Origin of the sequence: Rheinheimera sp. KL1 (assembly GCF_001275035.1) — a bacterium.
GTDB lineage: Bacteria > Pseudomonadota > Gammaproteobacteria > Enterobacterales > Alteromonadaceae > Pararheinheimera > Pararheinheimera tangshanensis.
Map to the genome: position 1 here is coordinate 14,989 of NZ_LAMX01000027.1, position 19,708 is coordinate 34,696.

Sequence of the window (19,708 nt, forward strand, 5' to 3'; positions counted from 1 at the left end):
ACCTTCTATGACTTTTTTACGTCAGTTTTCTATACGTCAGCGTTTATTGCTCAATGCAATTACTGTGGCTGTGTCGATGTTAATCATGTTGGGGTTGCTGCTGTTTCAAAGCAGTGAGCTGACTAAACTGGCGGAGCTCCGTCTTGAAGTGGAGCGGCTTAATCTGAACGTGTTGCAACTTAGACGCAGTGAAAAAGATTTCCTGCTGCGCTCCGATTTAGAGTATCAGCAGAAATTTAATCAAACCGCTACTGAGCTGAATCAAAAGGCTGCTTTATTGGCCGAAGGTCTGGTAGCGCACAGTATAGACGTTGCACCTTTAAACTCTTTTATTGGTTTCACCAAAAGTTATCAGGAGTTATTTAATCAACTGGTGCAATTGTCGGGGCAGGTTGGTTTAGATCCTCAATCGGGTTTGTATGGCGAGTTAAGAGCCAAAGCCCATGAACTGGAGCAAGCCTTTAAAGACACTAACGATTTGATGCTGACGACTCAGTTACTGCAGTTACGCCGGGCTGAAAAAGATTTTATGCTGAGGCTGGATTTAAAGTATCTGGAAAGTTTTAACACAGGTTTCACCACATTCCGGTCCCAAATTCAAAGCAATATCTCAGACACAACACAAGCGCTACAGATGCAGCAATTGGCTGATGCTTACAGTGTAGCTTTTGTGCGTTTGGTCGAAGGTGAGCAAAAAATTGGTTTAACTCATGATCAAGGCCTGATGGGACAAATGCGTGACGCTATTCACCAGACTGAAGAAAGCCTGGCTCTGATGTCGGAGCGGACTGAAGCCGCCGTCAATCAGGCCAGCTCAGCCAGTCAGACCTTAGCCATCAGTTTATTTGTCCTGGTGTTGGTAGTGGTGATAGCACTGGTGCTGATGACCAGTAAAAGCATCTTAGTGCCTATCCAAAAAGTGTGCGCCACTATAGGTTTAGTCCGTCAAGACAACGACTTTCGCTTGCGCGTGGCTGAAGATGGTCAGGATGAAATGACCCAATTAGCCAGAGATTTTAATCATATGCTGTCGGATGTGCAGGAATTGGTAGGTAACGTCAATCAGGCTTTGGTTATGCTGGATACTGCGACCAATGAGTTGGCTAAATCAACGGCCGAAACCAGCAAAGGTATGGCGCAACAGCAACTGGAAAGCGACATGGTGGCGACCGCTGTAACCGAAATGGGCGCTACAGTGGACGAAATAGCAGTGAATACCGAAAACACTGCTACCAAAGCACAAAATACCAATACCAATGCGTTGTCAGGTTTGAAAGAAGTGGAGCAAACAGTAAGCAAGATCAACGCTTTATCACAGGAGTTACAACAGGCTTCTGTTGTGTTGGCTGAGCTGGAGCAGGACAGTGCCACTATAGGTTCGGTGTTGGATGTGATCCGGGCTATCGCTGAACAAACCAATTTGCTGGCGCTAAATGCCGCAATTGAAGCAGCAAGGGCGGGCGAACAAGGACGAGGCTTTGCCGTGGTAGCGGATGAAGTCCGTACTTTGGCGCAGCGCACTCAGGAGTCTACAGGTCAGATTGAGAAAATTATTTCTGGCTTGCAACAACGCACCAAAAATATTGTGGCTGTGATGCAAAACTGTCAGACTCAAGGTAAAGAGAGCGCCAGTCAGGCAGGCTCTACGATAGAGTTGTTACGGCAAATTACCAGCGATGTGGGACTGATTATGGATATGACCACTCAAATTGCGACAGCGGTGGAGGAGCAAAGTTTAGTCGCTGCTGATGTGAATAAAAATGTGGTGCGTATTCGTGATATCTCAGAAGACTCGCTGAGTATTTCCAAACACAATGCGCAAATCAGTGAAGAAGTCGCCAGTCAGGCCAGCATGTTGCATCAGACTGTGGATAAGTTTAAAGCTTAATAAATTGGGTCAGATCACCTGGTTAAAATGTGATCTGACCCGGTTTTCATAGTTGCTTGATGGTCAGCTGTATCTCGCGGTTGCTGTTGGCTTGTTTTAAACGCTGCAAATAATCTGCCCAGAGTTCATTCTGCTCTGTGCCCAGTTTGGCCAGATAAGCCCAACTGTACAAACCCGTCTGATGACCATCATCAAATACCAGTTTCACCGCATATTGGCCTACTGGCACTATCTGGCTGATGGCGACAGCTTTTTTATGGCTGACCAATTGCGGCTTGCCATGACCACGCACTTCCGCCGAAGGCGAAAACACCCGCAAAAATTCAGCGCTCAACTGAAAGAGCTGGCCGTCAGCAAATCTGACGTCCAGCATTTTGCTTAAGCGATGATAATGCAGCACAGAGACTTGTGGCGTAGGGCTCACATTTGTTTGGATCTGCGCTGTCATAGAAGCTCCTGCAGCTATTTTTATAAAATAAAACGGCTTAAATCTTCGTCCTGCACTAAAGCGTCCAGATGTGAGTCGACGTAAGCGGCGTCGATCAGAATGTGCTGACCGCTGTGATCGGCAGCATCAAAAGACAACTCTTCGAGCAAACGTTCCATCACTGTATATAAACGACGGGCACCGATGTTTTCAGTACGTTCGTTTACTTGCCAGGCCGCATTGGCGATACGTTTAATGCCGTCATCGGCAAAACGCACCTGCACGCCTTCGGTCGCCAGCATAGCGACACTTTGTTCGGTCAAAGAGGCTTTAGGTTCCGTCAGAATGCGCTCAAAATCATTGGCTGATAAGGCGTCCAGTTCAACACGAATAGGTAAGCGACCTTGTAACTCTGGTACTAAATCTGATGGTTTGGCCATCTGAAAAGCGCCTGAAGCAATAAACAAAATATGATCGGTTTTGACCATACCGTGTTTGGTGTTGACTGTGCAGCCTTCGATCAGCGGCAGTAAATCCCGTTGCACCCCTTCACGCGATACATCAGGGCCACTGGTTTCGCCACGCTTACAAATTTTGTCTATTTCATCGATAAAGACAATACCTGTTTGCTCCACAGCATCTAAAGCTTTCAATTTCAGCTCTTCCGGATTCACCAGGCGGGCGGCTTCTTCTTCCACCAGCTGTTTAAAGGCGTCTTTAATTTTCAGCTTACGGCTTTTTTTCTTGTCAGCCCCTAAGTTCTGAAACATAGACTGCAGCTGGGAGGTCATTTCTTCCATACCAGGAGGCGCCATAATTTCCACCCCCATCACTGGTGCTGCCAAATCGATTTCAATTTCTTTGTCGTCGAGTTGGCCTTCTCGCAACTTCTTACGGAAAATCTGACGAGTGCTGCTGTCGGATTCGCTTTGTTCAGCTTTGCCCCAGGCATCACGGGCCGGTGGCAACAAGGCATCGAGAATACGTTCTTCTGCAGCTTCTTCAGCGCGGAATTTGTTTTTCGCTACTTCCTGCTCACGGAACATTTTTACGGCGCTGTCGGTTAAATCGCGGATAATACTTTCCACTTCTTTACCTACATAACCTACTTCAGTGAATTTAGTCGCTTCGACTTTAATAAAAGGCGCGTTTGCTAATTTGGCCAGACGACGGGCGATTTCAGTTTTACCTACACCTGTTGGGCCTATCATCAGAATATTTTTTGGTGTCACTTCCTGACGCAAGGCCGGATCCAGTTGCATACGACGCCATCTGTTACGCAGTGCAATGGCGACTGCTCTTTTGGCATTCGCCTGACCAATAATGTGGCGGTCCAGTTCGTGGACTATCTCTCTTGGGGTCATATCAGACATGCAATTTACCCTTACAATTCTTCAATGGTCTGGTGATGATTGGTATAGACACAAATATCACCAGCTATGGTTAAACTTTTTTCCGCAATTTCGCGGGCGCTCAAATCAGTGTTAGCCAAAAGTGCTGTTGCAGCGGCCTGAGCAAAAGGCCCACCGCTGCCTATGGCGATTAAGTCATGTTCTGGCTGGATCACATCACCGTTGCCTGTGATGATTAAGGAGCAATTGGCGTCAGCTACAGCAAGCAAGGCTTCGAGCTTTCGCAGCATGCGGTCGGTGCGCCAGTCTTTAGCCAGCTCCACAGCAGCGCGCATTAAATGGCCCTGATGCATCTCGAGTTTGGCTTCAAAACGTTCAAATAAAGTAAAAGCGTCCGCTGTACCGCCGGCAAAACCTGCGAGCACTTTGCCGTGATACAAACGGCGGACTTTGCGGGCATTGCCCTTCATCACGGTATTACCCAGCGAAACCTGACCGTCACCGGCAATAGCAACATGGCCGTTTCGGCGCACAGAAACAATAGTGGTCATCAGAAGCCCTTTTTGGCTGAAGAAAACAGATTAGCAAGGAGATAAGGGTGGGAATGCAGATTTTCAATACCCTAAGCGCTGAAAGCTTTGGCTTACAAGGCTTAGGGTATGGATATGAAGATGTTTAAGTGGCGTTCGCTATGCGGCAATCAGCCACTTTTTGCCGCAGTAAGCGGCTTTTATCACTTTCAGCCTGACGTTTACTGGTATAAGGCCCTAAAGTGACGCGGAAAAATACGCCATTTTTTCCTTCGATACGTCGCACTTCCGAAGGGTAACCAGCAAAAGCGACTTTGGCTTTCATTTGCTGTGCGGTTTCGATAGCACGGTAAGTACCACAAAACATTAAGAATGGTCCTTTGGCTTCCAGCTCTTCTACCTGTACCTGAATCTCTTTGTTTTCCAGCTCTTTAATATACTGGTAAGGCTCGGCAGCAGGCTTGGGGGGTAACTCGTCTTTTTTCGCGGTGATAGCAGGTGTGACTGCATCCTCAACCGGAGTTTTTTGTGACAAATGGTATAAAAACCATACGAAACCAATAACTAAAGCAACGACCGTTATCACTAACGGCCAGGGGAAAGGTTTGGCTGTTTTGGTATTTTTTCTGGGTCTGGGGGTTGCCCGACCGGCTTTGACATAATCTTTTGGTGGCATCTTCACAACTAACAACAACTGGCCTGATGTCCCGCATTCTACTGCAGTTTTGTTAAAAAGAAATGATTAATTCAGGTCCTGCGGGTCCACATCCAGCTGCCATTTCACTTTGCGGCTTAACGACCAACGGCTGATTTCTGCCAGTACAGAGTCCAGACTTTGGTGCAATTGTTTCCTGTCTTTGGCAAACAATTGAATTTGCCAGCGGTACTTACCTGCTTTACGTTCCAGCGGACAAGCCAGCGGGCCAAGCAACTGGACTTGCGGCCAGTTTTTGTAATGTTCCGCTACTTGTTGCAGCCATTCTTTGCAGAGCTCCAACTGGTGTGCTTCCACTCTGAATAAGGCGAGGAACATAAAAGGCGGCAAAAAAGTCTGTTGTCGCTCTTTTAATGCGCTGCGGGCAAAGGAGGCGTAACCATTCTGGATCACGTCCTGAAGCAGGGCATGGCCCGGATAATGGGTTTGCAGCAAAACTTTACCCGGCTGAGAGCCTCGTCCGGCGCGACCCGACACTTGAGTTAACAACTGAGCTAACTGTTCCGGTGCTCTGAAATCATTGCTGTATAAAGCCGAGTCGACATCAATAATCACCACTAATCCGACATTCGGGAAATGATGGCCTTTGGCCAGCATTTGAGTGCCTAATATCAACTGAGGCTTGCCTTGTAAAATCTGATCCAAAGCCTGCTGTAAACTGCCTTTACGTCTGATGCTGTCTCTGTCCAGCCGGGTGACAGTAAATGCAGGAAACAGCTGTTGCAGCTGCTCTTCCAATTGTTCGGTGCCCTGACCCACAGGAGCCAGCTGAGTACTGCCACAGCCGCCGCATTGATGTGGGACGCCTTTAGTTGCACCGCAGTGGTGACACACCAACTGACGGCTTTGTTTATGAAAGGTAGTAAAAGCGCTGCATCTGTGGCATTCGGTCATCCAGCCACATTCATGGCAAATTAAAGCCGGCGCAAAACCACGGCGATTTAAAAACAGCAGTACCTGCTGACCCAGTTTTAAATGCTGCTCGATGCGCTGACGGGTTAATCCCGCCATGCCATGGATCATTTGCTGTTGTTTTAAATCGACCAGCTCAACAGTTGGCATTAACTGACCCGCGGCGCGGTCGGGTAATTCCAGATGCGCAAAACGGCCTTGCTGCACATTGGCAAGGCTCTCTAAGCTGGGTGTTGCTGAGCCTAATAAAATAGGGCAGCCCTGAATAGAGGCGCGTTTAATAGCTAAATCGCGGGCGTGATAGCGAAAACCGTCTTGCTGCTTAAAAGAGTTGTCGTGTTCTTCATCAATGATCAGCAAATCAAGTTTCAGGAAAGGTAAAAACAAGGCGGAGCGGGTACCTATTACGATAGCTAAATCTCCGGTTTGGCAGCGTTGCCAGACGGTAAAACGTTCAAGGTCCGTCATATTGGAATGCCAGACGCCAACAGGCACACCAAAACGTTGTTCAAAACGAGCTAAGGTTTGTGGTGTTAAACCAATTTCAGGCACTAACACCAACACCTGCCCCCCTTGTTTTACCACTGGGCTGATGGCCTGCAAATAGACTTCAGTTTTACCTGACCCTGTTACCCCTTCCAGTAAAAAGCAGCTAAAACTACCTAAGGCTTGTTGCACGGCTGTCACAGCCAAAGCCTGCGCCGGATTCAATGGCAAAGATTTTTGCTGTTCAGCTGTGGTTTGATAAGGGCCATAAAAAACTGGTGTGACTTGAGCCCAGCCCTGCTCAACAAAATACTGCAGCTCTTTGCGTTGAAAATGCTGCAGTAACTGGCTTTCGGTTTGAGGTTGCTGTAGCTGTTGCCATAACGCCAGCCGTTTTTTGGCCGCTTTAAACTGCTCTGCGGTTAAATGCTGGCCAGCTTCTGTCAGGCTATAACTATGACCTTTCAGCGGATCCGCATTTTTACCATCCCTTAATAAAGCGGGCAGGGCACTGGTCAACACATCGCCTAACGGATGATGATAGTAATCTGCGGCAAAACTCAGAAGCTGACGAATGGGGGCTGCTAATACCGGAATTTGATCCAATACTTCGGTCACAGCTTTGAGTTGAGCTGCGTCGTAGCTGTCAGTCGGGTTCAGTTGCCAGACAATACCTATCAGCTCGCGTTTGCCAAAAGGCACTAAAACACGACAACCCGGGCTTACCTCTTTGTCACAAAGGTAATCAAAATGCAGCCGAAGAGGTATGGGCAAGGCTACCCGAATCACCATCACAGTCAAAATCCACCTGTTTTATCAAGCAATTAGTGTAAAGCCCGTTACAGAACAAAGCCATTAAAAATAAATCAGCCAATTTGTTGAAACTTTAAGCCTTAGCCATTAAACTACGCGCCCTAATTTAACTGAAATTGCGTATGGTGTCTGACAACAGTTGATCAGATAGCGATACGGCCTAACGAGGTAACCCATGAAACCAAGTATCCACCCGGATTACAAAGAAATCACTGCAACTTGTACTTGCGGTAACTCTTTCAAAACTCACTCTACACTGTGCAAAGACATCCACTTGGACGTTTGCTCAGCTTGCCACCCATTCTACACTGGTAAGCAGAAAGTGTTAGACGTAGGCGGCCGTGTTGACCGCTTCAAAAAACGTTTCGCAGTACTGGGCGCCAAGTAATTTCAGGCATCAGTCAAAAAAGGCACCTCGGGTGCCTTTTTTACATTTTGCTGTCCTGCAAAATGCCCTTCGGGCCAGCTAAAGCTGTTAAAAATCGTTCCAGACGATTTTTTATGCCTGTAATTCAACAATGAGCGGGATTTACCCTAAGTAATTGGAGTTGTGGCAAGGCGGCAAGCCAGTGAGACCCTGGGAGCATAGTTGCCTATGTGACAGGGGCGAACGCGCGAAGCCAACGCCGCTACAGCTTCAAGAACGACGGGTAAAAAATCAATGCTTTTATAATGCAGCCCATAACTATATATTAAACATATAGTTAAATGGCGGCTGTGGTTATGAACGGTACTTTCTTTTTTGGCGAGTGGCAGGTGGACCCCAGCGCCAATACGCTGAGGCTTGGCAAACAGCTGATCCAGCTTGAACCTAAAGCTATGGACGTGTTGGTTTTACTGTGCCAAAAGGCCGGAGAAGTACTCAGCAGCGACGAGATTGTCAGTGCCTGCTGGCCTCAGGCTGAAGTGGGCGATAACCCACTGCATAAAATCATCACCCAAATTCGTAAGGCGCTTGGCGACAGTGCTACTTCTTCTACTTACATTGAAACCATACGTAAACGTGGTTACCGCACTTTAGCTCAGGTCACTTTTCCGCTTGGGCAGGAAGAAAGCGCGACCCCCCAAAGCTGGCAGGGCGGTTCACCTTTTCCGGGGTTGCAGGCCTACGACGCCCGTTATGCTAAGGTGTTTTTTGGCCGTGGCAGCCAAATTGAAACCTTATTGGAACGTATAGCGCAGCAAGTGCACTACGGCAGAGCCTTTTGTTTGGTGTTAGGCCCTAGTGGCTGCGGTAAATCCTCGTTAATCAATGCTGGCGTGATGCCAAATCTGATGCAAAACAGCGGCTATAACGGCGTCAAGGTAGAGTCGTATAGCAGCCTTGATTTAGCTGACCTGACCCCAGGCCAATTGCTGATGCAGCTGGCCAGTGCCTTGCTCGACTGGGATCTGGCAGACCAGCCGGTATTTGATGGCTGTAGCGCAGAGCAGTTGGCAGACAAAGTACAACATCAAATGGACTGGGTGCTGCAAAGCTGTAAAAAAGCCCTACTCAGTCAAAGTAAAAGTCAACACCAACAGGAAAGCAAAGTCCGTTTTGCCATTTTTATCGACCGGCTTGAAGTGCTGTTGTCTTCGCCACTGTTTAGTGACGAGGAACGGCTGCTGTTTATCGACCGGATGGAACAACTGGCCACTTCAGGTTTTGTTTTAGTATTAAGTGCCTGTCGTAACGAGTTTTACCCTTTACTGGTCAACCATGCCAGTTTAATGGCAGGCAAAGCCCGTGGTGCGCATTTTGACTTAGCTCCACCGGGCCGGGCAGAACTTTTACAAATGATCCGCTTACCCGCCATAGCCGCCAATTTAAGCTGGGACATAGACCCCAACACAGCAATTCCACTGGATGAGCTGTTATGCAGCGAAGCCGCCAGCAACCCCGACGCTTTGCCTATGCTGCAATACACCTTGCAGGAATTGTATTTACAGCGCAGCGACAGCAATCAGTTGCTGTTTTCTGTCTATAAAAACTTAGGAGGCATTGAAGGCGCTATAGGGAAGAATGCCGAGCAGGCCATAGCCATGTTAAGCACAGCAGAAAAAGACAGCTTACCTCGCGTGCTCTCTTTACTGGTGACGTTACGTGAAGATGAACAGTCCATCACCAGCCGCACCGCACTCTGGCAACAATTACAAAATGACGCTGAGCGCGCTTTGGTTAACGCCATGGTGGAACATCGTTTATTTGTCTCTCACCTGCAAAATGAGTTGCCTTGTTTTAGTATTGCGCACGAAGCTTTATTAAGGCGCTGGCCACGCGCCACCAACTGGATAGCCGAACATCATCAAAGTTTAAGTGTAAAAAGCCGCTTGCAGCATTTAACCAAACGTTGGCTGGCCGAAGATAAACACAGTGCCTATTTATTGGCCGACGGCAAACCTTTAGCCGAAGCTCAGCAGCTGGCGCACAATGGCTTTTTTACTTTAGATACCAACGAACAAGCTTTTATTTTGGCCTCAGGCAAAAGGTCCAAGCTACTGCGTACCAGCAGGCGATTAACCTTTGCTTTACTCTGTGTGCTGACTTTTACCGCGGTATTAATGAGCTTCCGAAGTTTTGAAGCCGAAAAACAAGCACAGCAAAAACGCTTAGCCGCCGAAAGTTTATTAGGTTTTATGGTGGGTGATTTTGCCGACAAATTACGCAGCATAGGCCGGATGGATTTACTCGACGGTATCAGCAATAAAGCACTGGAGTATTTCAGCGACTTTTCTGATGCCAACAACGATCAGTACCTAAGTACTCAAGCTCGCTTGCAACATGGCCAAACGCTGGAAGCTATGGGCGAAGTAGCCTATTCGCGTGACAAAATTGATGAAGCTAAAACCGCTTTATTAGCAGCCAGAGAAAAGCTGGCACCAGTACTTAACGAGCAACCGGATAATTTAGAACTGCTAAAAACCTTAGGCGCGAATGCCTTTTGGTTAGGGCAAATTCAGTACGATGCCAATAACTGGCCGGGCGTTAAACCAGAATTTGAGCTGTATTACAGTTATAGTCAGGCTATGTACAAAATAGCGCCAGACAGTGTCGATGCCTTAATGGAGTTATCCTACGCTACTAATTCGTTAGGCTCTTTGGCGATGAATTTGCAGCAGTTTGAACAAGCCACTGCTTTTTTTGATGAGTCGCTCAATCTTAAATTATTAGCAAAAGTCAAAGACCCGGCCAATACAGCCTTAATTGCAGATATAGCGGATACCCGTTCCTGGTTGGCCAGTGCAGCTTTAGCTAAAGGGGATATTCATAAAGCTATAGCTGTGCATTTGCAAATTCAGGCTGAATTTGAGCGGATGAATAATGATATTAAAACAGATGCTTATCTGTTAGATAAAGTGTTTAACAGTTACTCAAATCTGGCTGAAATCTATGATTATCAGGGAGCAACCAAACAGGCTTTTGAGCTGCTGTATAAGGCTCACATTACTTTGGAGCGGGCTGTTAAACAGGATCCCAGTAACAAAGATTGGCAAAGTAGTCTGTTTCATCGCAAAGTTCTTTTAATGAGATTGAACGCAAAGCTGCTTGATCCACGGGTAGTTTATACGCCTGAACTGTTGAAACTGGAGCTTGATAAAATGAAAGTGGAATTTGATAGTGAGCCAGCCTACCTGAGAGTACTTAGTAACCTACAGTTTGAATCAGCCCGTTATTATCAGATGAAAGGGCAATCCACAAAAAGTGAAGATTTAACATTGCAGGCATTAGCCTTTTATCGAGAATTGTTTGCTGTTGAGTCTGATAATTTACGCTTGGCAGCTACTTTAGCAGAATTAGAGTTATTACAAGCAATTCACTACAAATCGCGACTTCAGCATGATAAAAATCAGCAATCGTGTTCTAGGGCTAAAAGCTTGTTGGTGCCTTTGCAGCTAAATAATAAAAAGCCTCAATATATTCAACCTTATGCCAGAGCTTTAAGTTGTCTAAATGAACTTGAGCAACACCCTGAACTGCAACAACTTTTACAGAAATCGGCTATCGTGCTTACTACTTTTTAATTCTCGTTATTTAACTCAAACCAAGGAAAAGTTATGAACGCAACAAACTTAATTCAGGGCCCTGTTATTGAAGTCATGATCACACTGGATGCGAATCAGGAACCTAAAGTGACTTATCTGCAGGATGGTGAAGTTTGCACTGGTAATGTAGTGGTGACTTGTGGTGAAGATATTACCTACCGACTGGTTAATTCTGCTGGTTATGCTTTTATGGGCGCAGGTTTTTTAACCCCTTATGACAATATTATTGAGGCAGTACAGGTATCTGAAGATGGTCAGGAACTGGTGCTGGTGGATGAAGACAATGTGGCTGGTACAACAAAATTCCAGTTAATTTTTACTAATACTACCAATAGCCTGTTGCTGCTAAGTCCTGATCCACAAGTAGTTAATAAAGATGTAAAACCACCTAAGTATTAAGACTGCCTCTAGTTCTTTTCTTCTAAAGACTGAGCTTAATTCGGTACTTATCATCTATAACAGTCAGTAACTCTTAGTCTAAAGCCCCAGTAGGGGCTTTTTTTTCCAGTTTTAAAAAGCCACTCTCAAGTTGTCCCCGATTTTCTCTTGTTTATTCGCTGTCCCTCTATTAGTGTGGAGTCAGATTTGTCCCCATCTTAACCCTTTCAATTAAAAGGAATTAGCGTGAAAAAAACGACCTTACTTTTTACTGCCTTATTGGCAGCAGCGCCTTTTTTAAGCCAGGCCGCTACTCAGCAAGAAATTGATTTGGCGCTTGCTCCTGTAAAAACCAATGCCGACCTGCAGCTGGTGCTGAATTCAGCCTCAGCTTTAGATGCGCTTGCAGAACATTTACCTGAGTTTTTGCAGAGCATCACCTATGTGCAGCAGGGCTAGGGCGTAAGTTTTGACAAAGAGCTGCTGGAAACAAACTTATCCGCTACGGAGATTTATAAAATTCTAGCCTTATTCGGCCAGCAAAGCAGTATAGGCCAGTATCAGGGCGCTGCTATTGTCACAGACACAGACAGATTGTTATTAACTGGCTCAACCTTGCCATTTTGCGACGCCGCCAGCCCTATCGAGCTAAGAGTGACTTTAGATGCAACTAAACAAGCGCACTTTAGCTATGCACAAAGTGGCACCTTCTGTGATGGCAATGTGGAGCTGACAGAAAATACCACTATTACCTATCAGCTGGTGCATGAAGCCAATTCCCCTAAAGGGCTGCGTTTAACAGGCGCAGGTTTTACCAATGCGTTTGATGGTCATATTGAAGTGGTTACTGTAAGTAGCGATGGTCAAAGCATTAGCTTACAAAACAATATTGAAAATTTGGGGGTTAGCAAATATCAGTTTATTTTCGCCTCGGATGAAAATAATTTGTTGCTGGTTAGCCCGGATCCTCAAATCGTTAATAAAGACAATCCGCGAGGTTTAGTACTTTAGCGACAGTACATGATTCGGCCAGCACTAGCTGGCTCATGCAACTGATTTATGTAGCTACAGCATACTGCTGGCACAATGTAGTCTGAATGCTGTTATAACACTCCTAAAAAGACCCTGCCGGGTCTTTTTTTCTTGAGATTTGAATTTTTTTAACAGGCTCCGTGTGCAGTTTATGTGCCGAATGAAAATGTTTATTTCTTTAAATACAATAACATAAATCAGAAGGTTGCCGGAAGGTTTGTTTTTTCCATAAGTTCTAAAGTCATGCTCAGTAAACGCATCAATTGCGTCGGTACAAGGGCTTATGGAGCACAGACCTATGACACGTTCAGCACAACCTAAAAGATTATATTTAACCTCTGCACCTGTAAGTGAAGCGAATGGCAGCCCAGCTGAGTTGAACCCTTCGCTTTATAACCGCAACGATGTAAGCCGGATCGATTTTTCCGGTGCTGGTGGTTATGCGGTGCCGCATCTTGAGTCTTTACCTGCTTTGATTGAGTATTTGTCTGAAGCTGTATTAGTGGTCAATTCCAGCGGCAGTATTGTGTGCATCAACAGCAAAGCAGCGCAGTTTTTAGGCCATACCCAAGGCGCATTGCGTGGCCATTGCTGGCCAGACTTTTTAGTCAAACGTTATCAGCCGCATTACCACAATCTGGTCGATATGGGCCGTCGTGGTGTGTTGTCGCAGCAACAAAAGCCGACTGAAATGGCTATTATTTGCGTCAATGGGGATATAAAAGATATTGAGCTGACCCTGAGCTACTTGCCTTCAGATGACCCGTTGCTGGTGATTGTGATGCGTGACCTGACTTCTCATAAAGCTGAATGTTATAAATTGCATACGCTGGCCTGCACCGATCCTTTAACTGCGCTTGCCAATAGACGCCATTTTGATCAGATGTTGCAGAACTATTGGGATGAATGCAATAAAACACAAAGCCCAGTTAGTGTGCTGATTGTTGACGTCGATCATTTCAAACAGTTTAACGACCAATATGGCCATATTCAGGGCGACGAATGTTTACGCCGTATAGCCGCTGCTATTTCATTGGCCGTTCCTCGTGGTCAGGGTTTAGCGGCCCGTTATGGTGGTGAAGAGTTTGCGCTTATTCTGCCGTACCACGACGAAGCTATGGCTAAAGCTGTGGCGGTTAAAGTGCAGCATTATGTCAGTCAGCTGAAGTTCTCAGAACAAGGTTTGTCAGACGATATCTCTGTGGCTGTCAGCCAGGGGTTTGCCAGTGAAATCAACGGTCAGTTCCGCACACCCTTTGCGATGTTATGTGCTGCTGATACAGCTTTATACCGTGCTAAGGCTGAGGGAAGGAATTGTATTAGCAGTAGTTGCTGATTGCCCGTCGTACTTGAAGCCGCAGCTTCGTTGACTTCGTATTCTCGCCCCAAAACACAGCTGGTTTTGCTGCAACAACATCTGCTGATTGTTTTACGCCTCGCTGCAAAGGGGCGTTTTTTTATTTGTGCTGCTCTTTTGTCATAGCAGTTCAGCGCCTAAGATAAGTCACCTTAAACCGCTTTTAAGTTCTTGTTATGGCGCTCCAACTTATATCCCCCAACCAATGGCAAACTCAGGCCTGGAAAAATGGCGGTGGCATTACGCATCAGCTTGCCCGTTCTGACGACAATGCCGGTATGCGCTGGCGTGTTTCCATCGCTGAAGTCGCCAGTGACGGTGCTTTTTCCCGTTTTGAACAAACCGACCGCATTATTATGCTGCTGCAAGGCAATGGTTTTTGTCTGCATGGCGCTGAAGATCAGCCCGTGGTGTTGGATAAGGCCTTAGTACCTTTTGCTTTTACCGGTGAAACCGCTATTAACTGCACTTTAATGGACGGCCCGGTACGGGATTTTAACCTGATGACCAGACGCGCTGATATAAAAGCCAGTTTGCAGGTTGTGTCTGTGACAAATCCTTTGTCTTTGGTGCTGGCACAAGAATCAATCTTGTATCTGGCTTCTGGCCAGCTTCAGGTCAGTTTCGCCGGGCAGAGTGATCAGCTCGAAGCAGGGCAAAGCTTGTTATGCACTGACGAGGTGGGGGAGTTGCAGATTAGCGCTGGTACAGAGCCATGTCAGTTGGTGTGGATCTGTATTCACCAACAGCCTCCTTTACAAGCCAGCCAAGGCGCGTAACATAAAGGTACTGATGTTAGAAAGGATTTACTAATGAGCAAACAACATTCCCCAGGCTTTTTGGCTGTAGTAGAAGATGCCAAAAGCAGAGTAAAAGAGCTAACCATTGCTGATTTGCAGCAGTTTCCAACCCCTTATGTGCTGGTCGATGTGCGGGAAGATTTAGAGTGGCTGGCCGGGCATTTGCCTGCTGCTATTCATTTGGGTAAAGGCGTGATTGAGCGCGATGTGGAAAACGCAGTGCAGGATAAACAGCAAACGCTGATTTTGTATTGTGGTGGTGGTTTTCGTTCGGCTTTAGCGGCCGATATGCTGCAGAAAATGGGCTATCAGGATGTCTGGAGTCTGGCGGGTGGTTATACAGCCTGGGTCAATGCAGGTTTGCCTTTGACTAAGCCGCAAGTTTGATTTGAACATTGAGACGAACATAAAGGGTCAGAGCACTTTTGCTGCGCAAATGTGATCTGACCCTAAGCGATTTATTTCAGTAACGATTCAGTCAAATGCGGGCGCATGCCTTTTAACATGGCACCTAATACTTTTGGACTTGCGGCTACTATGTTGCCGCTGCGCAGGTAGTTGTTACCACCAGCGAAGTCACTGATTAAGCCACCGGCTTCACGTAAAATCAGCTCGCCTGCAGCAAAATCCCATGGCTTTAAACCAATTTCCCAGAAACCATCAAAACGGCCTGCTGCGACATAACATAAATCCAGCGCTGCCGAACCAGTACGACGCACGTCTGCGGCCTGAACCATCAGAGTTTTAAAGGTTTCAGTGTACGCGTCTAAATGGTGTTTGTGTTTAAAAGGGAAACCAGTCGCCAGAATAGCGCCGCCTAAATCAGGTAAATTAGTAGTACGGATACGACGGCCATTGAGCTGAGCGCCTGCACCACGGGATGCGGTGAACACTTCGCCACGTAATGGGTCAAATACCACGGCTTGATCCAGTTTGCCCTGATGACGCAGAGCTATGGATACAGCAAAGTGAGGAATGCCTTTGATAAAGTTGGTGGTGCCATCAAGCGGGTCGATGATCCACTGGTAATCGCTATTGTTGTTGCCATATTCGCCGTTCTCTTCACCGATAATATCGTGATCCGGGAATGACTTACGTAAAACATGCACTATGGCCTGTTCTGCTTCTTTATCGATGTTGGTCACAAAGTCATTAGTGCCTTTCTGAGTCGTCTGAACTAAGTCCATCTGACCACAAGCTTTAGCGATGACATTACCTGCGCTGCGGGCAGCACGAATTGCGATGTTTAACATCGGATGCATAACGATTACCTTATTGTATAAAGAACAGTCAAAAGAGCGGCGCGTATTGTAGCCGCTAACAGGAAAAAGTAAAGCGAATTCAGGGCCTGTGTTTTTGTAGTTTACGCTGCAAGGTACGTCTGTGCATGGCCAGTGCTTTGGCGGTCTGGGATATATTGCCCTGATGCTGTTCCAGAACCCGTTGAATATGCTCCCATTCCAGCTGATCTGTCGATAACACTTCGGGTTCAGTGGTTGGAGTTGCTGTGCTGATTTGACCACTTAAGGCCTGAGTTAAAGTCGCAAAATCGACAGGTTTGGTCAGGTAATCGTCTGCTCCTGCTTTTACCGCTTGCACTGCTGTGGTGATGCTGGCGTAGCCTGTTAATAACACAATGCGGCATGTCGGCAACTGCTGGCGCAGTGGTGCAATATAATCCAGACCTGAGGCCACACCAAAACGTAAATCCAGCAGGTAGCAATCCGCTTGTTCTGCCACCAGTAAGTCAGGGCTGACCACCTCGTTATAGCTTTTCACCTGATGCCCCAATGCTTCCAGCCGACGGCATAAAGTGCGGGTTAACGTGACATCATCGTCCAGTAGTACCAGTTTCATTCTGTTTTATCACCAAAATAAATACGGGTTAATACGCCATTATCCGCACAGTTTTGCCGTTCCACTTTGCCACCTAAACTATCAATAGACACATTGGCCAGAAACTGGCCTAAGCCTAAACCTTGTTCACTGGGGCTGGGTTTTTTACCCAATTGCGCCAGATCGCTTTCTGGTAAACCCGGGCCATAGTCGCGGATTTGTAACTCTAACTGGCTGTTATGTTGCTGCATGGTCAGACTTAACCGAGGTTCTTTGTTGGCTAAGCTGGCATCAGCGGCGTTATCCAAAATATTAAATAAAGCGGCGGCCAGACTGATGCTGTCGCTGACTGTTAAAGGCGACTGATCGCTGCTGAAGTGTTGCTCCATGCTGATTTCAGGCCTGCTGACCAGCCAGAGCTGAATGCTGTGTTCTATAGCGTTATACAAAGGCTGGGATTGGAAGTCACCTTTACGCAGTTGCTGGGCATTACTGCGAAGTTTTTGCACTATTTGCTGGCAAAGCAGTAATTGCTGCCGTAAATCTGCAGCTAATTCAGGGGCTTGTTGTTCAGTCAGCTCGTCGGTCAGCAGTACCAGATTTTGTAGTGGGGTGGCCAAATCATGTGCCGCATTGGCAGCGTAGGTGGCCACAGCCAGTATTTGTTCATGCTGCAGCTGCTTTTGTTGCAGCTTGTTTAATTGAGCTGAAGTGCTGCGGATACGCTGGGTTTGGGCGCTGATAAACCAGCTGACGATAAAAGCACTAAAACTAAAAGCCCACCACATCTGGCTGATATGTTGGCTAAAAGGTTCTGTGCCTGCATAGGGATCACTATGATGCTGGTGCATGGCATGCACATCTGTAGTCAATGGAACTTGCAGCAGCAGGCTGTAACAGCCAATAGCCAGTATCGCTATCAGGTAGCTGGGGAGTGCGGAAAATAACACAGCAGTAACGGCCACAGGCAGCAGTAAAATAGCGACAAAACCATTGCTGGCGCCTCCTGTCATGGCCAGCAGCGCTGTGATCATAAAAAGATCAATCAGAATACTGATGGCGATAAAACGTTGTTCATAGCCTTTGTTGCCTCGCCAGAGTTTCAGACTGATATTGGTGAATACATGCACAGCAATCACAAAACACAGCAGGCTCCAGCTATGGATAGGGTACTCCAGCAAGTAACCCGTCAGGCTGGCCAGTAGTTCCAATCCAATTAAGATCCAGCGAAAACGTTGCAGTTGCTGAATTGGCTGTTCTGTATGAAGTGTGTTGCGGGAAAAAATGGCGTTCATAGCATCTCAAAAAAAGCGGCTGCTAAGCAGCCGTTGCAAAAAACTGACAGCTCAGATTATAGGAGTGGGAACACCTTGTCATCTGATGGAAGTCGGAGTCATTCTGGTCTGGTTTTGGGCGCTTCGCAATGTGGCAAAAGGTCGCAGCTGGTTTTGTAGGTGCGACTGGGGCGAGAGAGCGCAGTCAACAAAGCAGCAGCGTCAATGACAAAAGGGAAAGTCATACAACTGTAACCCGAGGCCTATAGTCTGCCAGCATTTTCTGCAATGAAGGTAATATGGATGAAAGCTGTACTTTATCTGATGCGTCATGCCACGGCTGATGTACGAAACTCCATGGTGGATGAGGCCGATCGTTGCCTGAATGAAAAAGGCAGATTACAAGCGCGCCGTGTTGCGACTTTTATGCAAAAACATGGTTTGTTACCGGATCGGATTTTCTGCAGTCCACACACTAAAGCCGTGCAAACTGCCGCTTTAGTACGTAAAGATTCAGGGGTAAAAGTCGCAGTGGAAGAATGGCCTTGTTTATTGCCTGCTGTACCGGCAGTTGAAGCAAAAACACATTTATTCAGCCAGTTGCAAGACAATGAAGCTGTGCTGTTGGTGGGGCATGAACCTGAGCTGGCATTGCTGGTGAATGAATTATTAGGGTTGGATAAAACGTTTCTTGAACTGAAAAAAGCCTCTTTAACTTGTCTGGAACTAGACGCTGAAGCCACAGTGCCAGTGCGACTGGCCTGGTCTATACCAGCTAAGTTTATGTAAGCCTCCGAGGTTTTTACCTGAATGTCCCGGAACTAATAACGACTTGAATTGTGTTGCCTAAATAGATATAAAACAGCTTGTATATTTTTTGTAAACTAAGGGACTAGTGTGAATAAGGATTATTGCAATAAAATCGGTCAGTGGTTGTGGGTTGGCCTGCTGTTACTTTTTGTCACTGCCTGTAGCCACAATACTGTTGTTCCCGTTGCTGAGCATACCATGCTCAAGGCCAGATTTGGTCATGCCGCAGTGAGGATGGAAAAAGGATCTTTATTCTCGCTGGTTCTGATAAATCAGGATTGCTGTCTGATGTTGAAGTTTATGATCCAGCCACTGGGCAAATTGAACACTGGAAAAAAAAGTTGATCCCACGCCGTTATTTTTCAGCTGTATGGGATGGCAATGAATCTGTCTATATTTTGGGGGGGATCTCAGTTTCAGCATGGGGTTCTGCTATAGAACCCAGAGTAGAAGTGTTAAATACCAGAACAGGTGATGTGACTTTTGCTCCAAATTTACCAGCGCCTACCCTGAACAATACCGCAGTTTTTTCTGATGGCCGGATAGTTGTGTTTGGTGGCTCTCGTCTTGAGCGTGACACCATAATGTCTACCTCTGTTGTAGCGATTTATGACCTGGCAGAAAGACAGTGGTTTAGAGCAAAGGATATGCCAACACCAAAAGATACCAAGGCTGTGCTGAAAGACGAATGGATTTATTTGGTTGGGGGTTATAACAGGCAAAGTGCGTTAAATTCCTTTGAACGTTTTAATCCGACAACCCGTGAGTGGCAGGTTCTACCGCCTTTACCTGTAAAGCTTAGCGCCCATTCTGTTGTTGTACTGCAAAACAAATTGCTGGCATTTGGGGACTACGAAAATATGACGACCACCTACAGCTACGATTTTGATAAAGCACAGTGGCAGAAACTGGAGTTGGGTTACAAAGCCAGTAGGCATAATGCAGCTGTCACTTTTGATGATGACGTTTATGTGTTTGGTGGAACTATCGGCGGGAATGGACCTTTCCTTGACTATATTCAAAAATTCAGTTTTTAATTCAAATCAGGGCAAACCTTCAGGCATTAGGCATT

20 protein-coding genes are annotated in these 19,708 nt (G+C 46.6%); 12 read left to right on the plus strand and 8 right to left on the minus strand.

The annotated features are described in order from the left end of the window. Positions 1 to 7 precede the first annotated feature (7 nt). Complete coding sequence (locus WH43_RS15950; protein ID WP_053425589.1) at positions 8 to 1,888, plus strand: methyl-accepting chemotaxis protein; 1,881 nt, start codon at positions 8 to 10, stop codon at positions 1,886 to 1,888. A 46-nt stretch (positions 1,889 to 1,934) separates the two neighbouring features. Here WH43_RS15950 and WH43_RS15955 read toward each other — a convergent pair whose 3' ends face one another. The 5 genes from WH43_RS15955 to priA all read right to left on the minus strand — a co-directional run bounded on the left by WH43_RS15955 (position 1,935) and on the right by priA (position 7,102). Continuing rightward, a complete protein-coding gene (locus WH43_RS15955; RefSeq protein ID WP_286049891.1) occupies positions 1,935 to 2,312 on the minus strand; it encodes a gamma-butyrobetaine hydroxylase family protein in 378 nt (125 codons plus the stop codon). Between the two features lie 44 nt (positions 2,313 to 2,356). After that, complete coding sequence (gene hslU, locus WH43_RS15960; protein ID WP_053425591.1) at positions 2,357 to 3,688, minus strand: ATP-dependent protease ATPase subunit HslU; 1,332 nt, start codon at positions 3,686 to 3,688, stop codon at positions 2,357 to 2,359. A gap of 11 nt (positions 3,689 to 3,699) precedes the next feature. Continuing rightward, complete coding sequence (gene hslV, locus WH43_RS15965; RefSeq protein WP_008899176.1) at positions 3,700 to 4,218, minus strand: ATP-dependent protease subunit HslV; 519 nt, start codon at positions 4,216 to 4,218, stop codon at positions 3,700 to 3,702. Between the two features lie 124 nt (positions 4,219 to 4,342). After that, the gene (locus tag WH43_RS15970) at positions 4,343 to 4,879 is read right to left on the minus strand and encodes an SPOR domain-containing protein (RefSeq protein ID WP_229670300.1); all 537 of its coding nucleotides are present in this window, start codon (positions 4,877 to 4,879) and stop codon (positions 4,343 to 4,345) included. Between the two features lie 60 nt (positions 4,880 to 4,939). Next, positions 4,940 to 7,102, minus strand: coding sequence for a primosomal protein N' (gene priA / locus WH43_RS15975; protein ID WP_053425593.1), 2,163 nt, complete (start codon positions 7,100 to 7,102; stop codon positions 4,940 to 4,942). A gap of 196 nt (positions 7,103 to 7,298) precedes the next feature. Between priA and rpmE the strand changes: the two genes are divergently transcribed. The 8 genes from rpmE to WH43_RS16010 all read left to right on the plus strand — a co-directional run bounded on the left by rpmE (position 7,299) and on the right by WH43_RS16010 (position 15,103). Further along, complete coding sequence (gene rpmE, locus WH43_RS19905) at positions 7,299 to 7,511, plus strand: 50S ribosomal protein L31 (RefSeq protein ID WP_082335827.1); 213 nt, start codon at positions 7,299 to 7,301, stop codon at positions 7,509 to 7,511. A gap of 335 nt (positions 7,512 to 7,846) precedes the next feature. Further along, positions 7,847 to 11,128, plus strand: a complete 3,282-nt coding sequence (locus WH43_RS15980; protein WP_152342882.1) for an nSTAND1 domain-containing NTPase — start codon at positions 7,847 to 7,849, stop codon at positions 11,126 to 11,128. A gap of 33 nt (positions 11,129 to 11,161) precedes the next feature. Next, on the plus strand, positions 11,162 to 11,548 hold the full coding sequence (locus WH43_RS15985; RefSeq protein WP_053425595.1) for a DP-EP family protein: 387 nt from the start codon (positions 11,162 to 11,164) through the stop codon (positions 11,546 to 11,548). Positions 11,549 to 11,773: 225 nt separating this feature from the next. Next, positions 11,774 to 11,986, plus strand: a complete 213-nt coding sequence (locus WH43_RS15990; RefSeq protein WP_053425596.1) for a hypothetical protein — start codon at positions 11,774 to 11,776, stop codon at positions 11,984 to 11,986. A 135-nt stretch (positions 11,987 to 12,121) separates the two neighbouring features. Continuing rightward, on the plus strand, positions 12,122 to 12,538 hold the full coding sequence (locus WH43_RS15995; protein WP_053425597.1) for a DP-EP family protein: 417 nt from the start codon (positions 12,122 to 12,124) through the stop codon (positions 12,536 to 12,538). Positions 12,539 to 12,857: 319 nt separating this feature from the next. After that, positions 12,858 to 13,895, plus strand: a complete 1,038-nt coding sequence (locus WH43_RS16000; RefSeq protein WP_053425598.1) for a sensor domain-containing diguanylate cyclase — start codon at positions 12,858 to 12,860, stop codon at positions 13,893 to 13,895. Between the two features lie 197 nt (positions 13,896 to 14,092). After that, positions 14,093 to 14,695, plus strand: coding sequence for a HutD/Ves family protein (locus WH43_RS16005; RefSeq protein WP_053425599.1), 603 nt, complete (start codon positions 14,093 to 14,095; stop codon positions 14,693 to 14,695). 33 nt (positions 14,696 to 14,728) lie between these two features. Then, the gene (locus WH43_RS16010; protein ID WP_053425600.1) at positions 14,729 to 15,103 is read left to right on the plus strand and encodes a rhodanese-like domain-containing protein; all 375 of its coding nucleotides are present in this window, start codon (positions 14,729 to 14,731) and stop codon (positions 15,101 to 15,103) included. Between the two features lie 71 nt (positions 15,104 to 15,174). Here WH43_RS16010 and suhB read toward each other — a convergent pair whose 3' ends face one another. From suhB to WH43_RS16025, 3 genes are all read right to left on the minus strand, one after another. Continuing rightward, positions 15,175 to 15,978: an inositol-1-monophosphatase gene (suhB, locus tag WH43_RS16015; protein WP_053425601.1), complete on the minus strand. Its 804-nt coding sequence runs from the start codon at positions 15,976 to 15,978 to the stop codon at positions 15,175 to 15,177. Positions 15,979 to 16,057: 79 nt separating this feature from the next. Continuing rightward, the gene (locus tag WH43_RS16020) at positions 16,058 to 16,573 is read right to left on the minus strand and encodes a response regulator transcription factor (RefSeq protein WP_053425602.1); all 516 of its coding nucleotides are present in this window, start codon (positions 16,571 to 16,573) and stop codon (positions 16,058 to 16,060) included. Further along, positions 16,570 to 17,847 (minus strand): ATP-binding protein, encoded by a 1,278-nt coding sequence (locus WH43_RS16025; RefSeq protein WP_053425603.1) that lies wholly within the window; start codon positions 17,845 to 17,847, stop codon positions 16,570 to 16,572. The genes WH43_RS16020 and WH43_RS16025 overlap by 4 nt, the downstream gene beginning before the upstream one ends. A gap of 282 nt (positions 17,848 to 18,129) precedes the next feature. Here WH43_RS16025 and sixA point away from each other — a divergent pair, with 282 nt between their 5' ends. The 3 genes from sixA (at position 18,130) to WH43_RS16035 (ending at position 19,673) form a co-directional block, all read left to right on the plus strand. Next, the gene (gene sixA / locus WH43_RS16030) at positions 18,130 to 18,615 is read left to right on the plus strand and encodes a phosphohistidine phosphatase SixA (RefSeq protein WP_053425604.1); all 486 of its coding nucleotides are present in this window, start codon (positions 18,130 to 18,132) and stop codon (positions 18,613 to 18,615) included. A gap of 108 nt (positions 18,616 to 18,723) precedes the next feature. Beyond that, a complete protein-coding gene (locus WH43_RS20100; RefSeq protein ID WP_152342883.1) occupies positions 18,724 to 18,981 on the plus strand; it encodes a hypothetical protein in 258 nt (85 codons plus the stop codon). Beyond that, positions 18,915 to 19,673, plus strand: coding sequence for a Kelch repeat-containing protein (locus WH43_RS16035; RefSeq protein ID WP_053425605.1), 759 nt, complete (start codon positions 18,915 to 18,917; stop codon positions 19,671 to 19,673). Before WH43_RS20100 ends, WH43_RS16035 begins: the two co-directional genes overlap by 67 nt. Positions 19,674 to 19,708 lie beyond the last annotated feature (35 nt).

Excerpts from the sequence above, each read along its gene's own strand:
- suhB (WP_053425601.1), bottom strand. The coding sequence starts at position 15,978 with ATGCATCCGATGTTAAACATCGCAATTCGTGCTGCCCGCAGCGCAGGT.
- WH43_RS16000 (WP_053425598.1), top strand. The coding sequence starts at position 12,858 with ATGACACGTTCAGCACAACCTAAAAGATTATATTTAACCTCTGCACCT.
- WH43_RS16020 (WP_053425602.1), bottom strand. The coding sequence starts at position 16,573 with ATGAAACTGGTACTACTGGACGATGATGTCACGTTAACCCGCACTTTA.
- WH43_RS16010 (WP_053425600.1), top strand. The coding sequence starts at position 14,729 with ATGAGCAAACAACATTCCCCAGGCTTTTTGGCTGTAGTAGAAGATGCC.
- WH43_RS15980 (WP_152342882.1), top strand. The coding sequence starts at position 7,847 with ATGAACGGTACTTTCTTTTTTGGCGAGTGGCAGGTGGACCCCAGCGCC.
- rpmE (WP_082335827.1), top strand. The coding sequence starts at position 7,299 with ATGAAACCAAGTATCCACCCGGATTACAAAGAAATCACTGCAACTTGT.
- WH43_RS15950 (WP_053425589.1), top strand. The coding sequence starts at position 8 with ATGACTTTTTTACGTCAGTTTTCTATACGTCAGCGTTTATTGCTCAAT.
- hslV (WP_008899176.1), bottom strand. The coding sequence starts at position 4,218 with ATGACCACTATTGTTTCTGTGCGCCGAAACGGCCATGTTGCTATTGCC.
- WH43_RS15985 (WP_053425595.1), top strand. The coding sequence starts at position 11,162 with ATGAACGCAACAAACTTAATTCAGGGCCCTGTTATTGAAGTCATGATC.
- priA (WP_053425593.1), bottom strand. The coding sequence starts at position 7,102 with ATGGTGATTCGGGTAGCCTTGCCCATACCTCTTCGGCTGCATTTTGAT.
- sixA (WP_053425604.1), top strand. The coding sequence starts at position 18,130 with ATGAAAGCTGTACTTTATCTGATGCGTCATGCCACGGCTGATGTACGA.
- hslU (WP_053425591.1), bottom strand. The coding sequence starts at position 3,688 with ATGTCTGATATGACCCCAAGAGAGATAGTCCACGAACTGGACCGCCAC.
- WH43_RS16005 (WP_053425599.1), top strand. The coding sequence starts at position 14,093 with ATGGCGCTCCAACTTATATCCCCCAACCAATGGCAAACTCAGGCCTGG.
- WH43_RS16025 (WP_053425603.1), bottom strand. The coding sequence starts at position 17,847 with ATGAACGCCATTTTTTCCCGCAACACACTTCATACAGAACAGCCAATT.